Annotated in this window: 1 protein-coding gene and 2 pseudogenes; 2 read left to right on the forward strand and 1 reads right to left on the reverse strand. The window is 67.6% G+C overall.

Annotated elements, in window-relative coordinates; genetic code table 11:
- Nucleotides 1-233 (forward strand): annotated as a pseudogene (locus tag ACH492_RS39975) (hypothetical protein); the annotation flags it as partial.
- Between the two features lie 409 nt (nucleotides 234-642).
- Here the strand turns inward: ACH492_RS39975 and ACH492_RS39980 are convergent.
- Entirely contained in the window at nucleotides 643-1,203 is a 561-nt protein-coding gene (locus tag ACH492_RS39980) for a hemerythrin domain-containing protein (protein WP_398994352.1), read from the reverse strand.
- Nucleotides 1,204-2,974: 1,771 nt separating this feature from the next.
- Here ACH492_RS39980 and ACH492_RS39985 point away from each other — a divergent pair.
- A pseudogene (locus ACH492_RS39985) lies at nucleotides 2,975-3,339 on the forward strand (glutathione S-transferase family protein); the annotation flags it as partial.
- Between the last annotated feature and the right edge of the window lie 487 nt (nucleotides 3,340-3,826).

Raw genomic sequence — 3,826 nt, forward strand, 5'->3', positions numbered from 1 at the left:
ACACGGTCCACTTCCATCAGCTGCAGCGCGGCACCGCCGACCGGGTCCGCAACAAACGGGTCAACGAGCGCACCGGTGAGGAGGTGCCGCTCGAGAAGACCGTCAAGAGCTATGCGGGCGGCAAGCGCTCCGCACGCGCGACTGATCTGCCCGCGACTCCCACTCGCCGTTGTCTGCTGCCGTTGGGACCCCTCTCATGGGTCCGGCAAGCCCGCGCAGGGATCAGCCGGTGAGATTCCCGCAGGTCGCCGACGTGGGGCCTTAGCGATGGCGACGATGCCGACTCTGTCGTGGCCGTCGATGGCGGGAGCCGTCGTACCTTGTGCTCGCGGCCTGCCGGGACCTCGAGGAGGTTGCGCACAACATCCGGGCATTCTCCGAGGCCTGAAGGCCAACCGCGCCCGCGGGGCACCTTGAGCGTGCGCTTCACGGGGCGGGTGATCTGGCCTAGGTCTGCCACGGTTGCCCAGGTCCCCTTGGCCAGCGACCACACCCCACCTGCGGGTTCAGATCGGGTGCATCGGTGGGCGGCTGGAAACACAATGAGCCAGGCGGCGTTCGTGGCCATGAACTCGCGCAGCGGGGCGGGCACCTCAGCGAAAGCCCCGTCGGAGCGCGAGGCCCCCCAGGTCGCTCTCATGGTCAGCCTCTCCCGCGGCCGGAGAGGAGGTCGCGGATCCGGTCGACCATACCCAGGCCAGGGGCCAAGAGTTTGCTGAGTGGCGGGGTGTCAGGGGCGGCCGGATGCGGGCGGGTGGGAGCGGTTTCCTTGGCGCGGCGGATGAACTCGCCCAGTTCCTGAAGTTTTTCGCGGCTGCAGGAGTTGGCCAGGAGGGGAAACAGCCGGTTCTCTTCGTCGGTCACGTGCGTGGTGACTGACCTCTTCAGCTCGGCCACGAGGGTGTCGAAGCGGCTGTCACCGGGCTCGAGGTCTTCCAGTTCTTTGAGCATGCGCTCTACTTCGCCGTGATCGGAGAGCTCTTTGTCGGCGATGTCGTCTCCGCCATCCACGTAGCGGCGCACTGCCGGATATAGGTGTTCTTCTTCGGCGACCGCGTGCCGGACAAGTTCCATCGTCAGAGTGTCGGCCAGTCTCCGGCGCTGTGAATCGCCGGTCGGCAGAGCTTGGATCCGCGCGAAGAGCGAGTCGATCTCGCGGTGATCCGCAGTCAGCTCGTTGATGACGTCTCCACCATGACCCATGATTGGCTGCTTTCTGTCGGAGAGCTGGCACGCGTCGTGCGTGTGGAGTGCTGGTTCGTCCCTTGGCGCGAGGAGCAGGAGCCTGTGAGGTCTGCGGAACCAAAACGGACTCTCCCAGCTGACCAGGCTCATAGCCGGGCAGTGAGGGGACACGCCGCCGTATCCCGGATGTGGGCTCATTGCGTGCCCGGAACGGCTTCATGCGGTGGGCCGGCCTGCGCACGTAGGGGATCGCGAGAGGAGCACCTGCAGCCGCCTTGACTTGCCAGTTGTACTGGCAGATCAGGGTGATCCCGGGTTCTGGGGCCAGGGTGTGACGCGCTGCTGGGCCCGTGCGGCGCCCCCCCCAGGCCGCCCAGCGGCCCGCACGTGACCGATCCGCCGCCGCTCTGGACAGGCCGGGCGGCCGGTCCGACTCTTCCAAGAGCTGCCGGCTCAGGGCTTTTGGACTGGGATCAGAACGTTGGTGGAAGGGGGCTGAGGCCTGCAGCTTCCTCCGAAAGCGTGCTACGGCGGGCCACCATGCCGGGTGACGGGTTCTGGGGCCCGGCGCTGGCCCAGCGGGCCGGGCTGAGGATCGGGCCGGGCTGAGGATGTGGATCGGGCTCGGGTTCCGGGACAGGACCTCGTTGTGGACCGGGCCCGGTCCGGGTGCCGATGTGGGACTGGGAGGTGGTGACTCCATCTCAGGCGGGTGGTCACAACGGCATCCTCGCCAGAGCGGCTACCCGGTTGGTGCAGAGTGACACGGTCGGCAGGCGCACCGGAGGATGCCACTCGCCTCAGCGGAGGCCTCTCAGCCGCCGCGGGCGACGGGCCCTCCGCGGGTAGACACCTGATACGGGTCCCGGGTCGGGAGGTGAGCACGGTGGCCCCGCACCTGCGGATGACGCTGATGGGCGTGGGCGCGATGAAATCGCCGCGCTCTTCGCACCCGCCGGTCTACTGTCCGCTACCGCGGCCAACGGATCGCGTTCGATGCGGGCCGGAGTCAGAACCGCCGCAGCGCCTGGATGCCTATGTGGTCACGGACGAGCAGGTCGAATTCCGCTCCGCCCTGAAAACAAATGGCGGCGGACCGTGGTGTCGTGCCCGGCAGGGGTGACATCGAGTTCGATGGACTGGAGATCTGTGCGTGTCCGGTCGTGCACACCTCGCACCCGACTTGCGGCAACCGGATCGAGGCCGATGGTGTGGTGGCAGCGTGGCGCCGGAGTTCTGGGAGTTCCCGTCGTGGGCAACGGGCGCGGATGTGATGTTCGCGGAGGCGACAGGCTGGAAGCGGCGGATCCGGTTTCAAGGGCGGTGTCGGCGGCCACGCTCACGTACGGGAGGTCGGCCGAGAAGCTGTGCACCGCCACGTACGGCTCCTGGTCTACGCGCACATCGGTCGACCGTGTCTGCGCGCGCGCGCTTTCGCTCGGCCTGACCAGCAGGATCTTGACCTGGCGGTCGCCTACCCGGGCAACTTCCGGCAAACGGCCCCTACTCACTCTCTGACGCCGACGTCATCACCCGCCAGTCGATGGACAGCTCAAGGGCGAGCCTCTGCCGGACTACCTCTAACGCCTGCCGCTCGGCCAACAGGGGTCGCGAGCGAGTGCGGAAGCGCTCGCCGCCCTCGGTCGGCAAACGACACCATGCCGCGCCGCTGCTTCGGGTTGTTCTCCGTCGCCGGCGCAGAAGCTCCCTCAAGGGCGTTGGCGCGACCGCGACATTCTCATGGCGAAACCCTTTGTTGTGTTCGTGCCCGTCGTTCTTGGGTAAATCGATGGGGGTGAGTTCCGTGAACCCGGGCAGGGAGTACTCGCGCGACAGCCGGTACATCACCACCCGGATCACCGCCGACGGACGCGAGGGCTTCCGCGTGGAGCCTGGCCGCTACCGTTTGGTGGTCAGTCGCGCCTGTCCGTGGGCAAGCTGCGCGGTGATCGTGCGGCGGCTCCTCGGGCTGGAGAGTGCGCTGCCCATGGCCATCGCCGGGCCCACGCACGACGAGCGCAGCTGGTCGTTCGACCTCGCCCCGGGCGGCCGCGACCCGGTGCTTGGCATCGCCAGGAGGCGTACTTCGCCCGCGACCCCGGCTACGACCGGGGCTTCACGGTGCCGGCCATCGTGGACGTGCCGACCGGCCGCACCTCGGGTCACCTGTCTGGGCGAGAACCGTGTGCGGGCTGCCTCAGCCGCTCGATAGTGCCGGTGAAGGCGCCTGTCCAGACCCGGCTGCCATGTGCTCCACCATGGGCATGGTCGCCTGTCGCATTGCACGGCGTGGCTTGCATACACCGAGCCGGTCGCCTTCCGTGGGCAAAAAGTACGGTCAACACAGGCTGAGTCGAAGGCGGACAAAGGAAAACGCCTGAGCGTGAAATGAGCGCACAAACCGGGTACCCGGTGAATTCCACCCCGGTGCCACTTCCGGGCGGCCTGTTCGCCCACAACGACGGGACACTGTGATGCACACTCCCTCGGACAACACACCATCCGCTGCTCAGCAGGCCTTGCACACTCTGGCCGAGAATGCTCAGGACGAGGCTGCACTCGAGACCCTGGCCGACAGCGACGTGCTGATTCCCGTTCCTGATGATCTGGGCCCGGAGCCGGACCTGGATCCCGGAGCCGT

It is taken from the genome of Streptomyces sp. NPDC019443 (assembly GCF_044389785.1).
Lineage (GTDB): Bacteria > Actinomycetota > Actinomycetes > Streptomycetales > Streptomycetaceae > Streptomyces.

Excerpts from the sequence above, each read along its gene's own strand:
- ACH492_RS39980 (WP_398994352.1), bottom strand. The coding sequence starts at position 1,203 with ATGGGTCATGGTGGAGACGTCATCAACGAGCTGACTGCGGATCACCGC.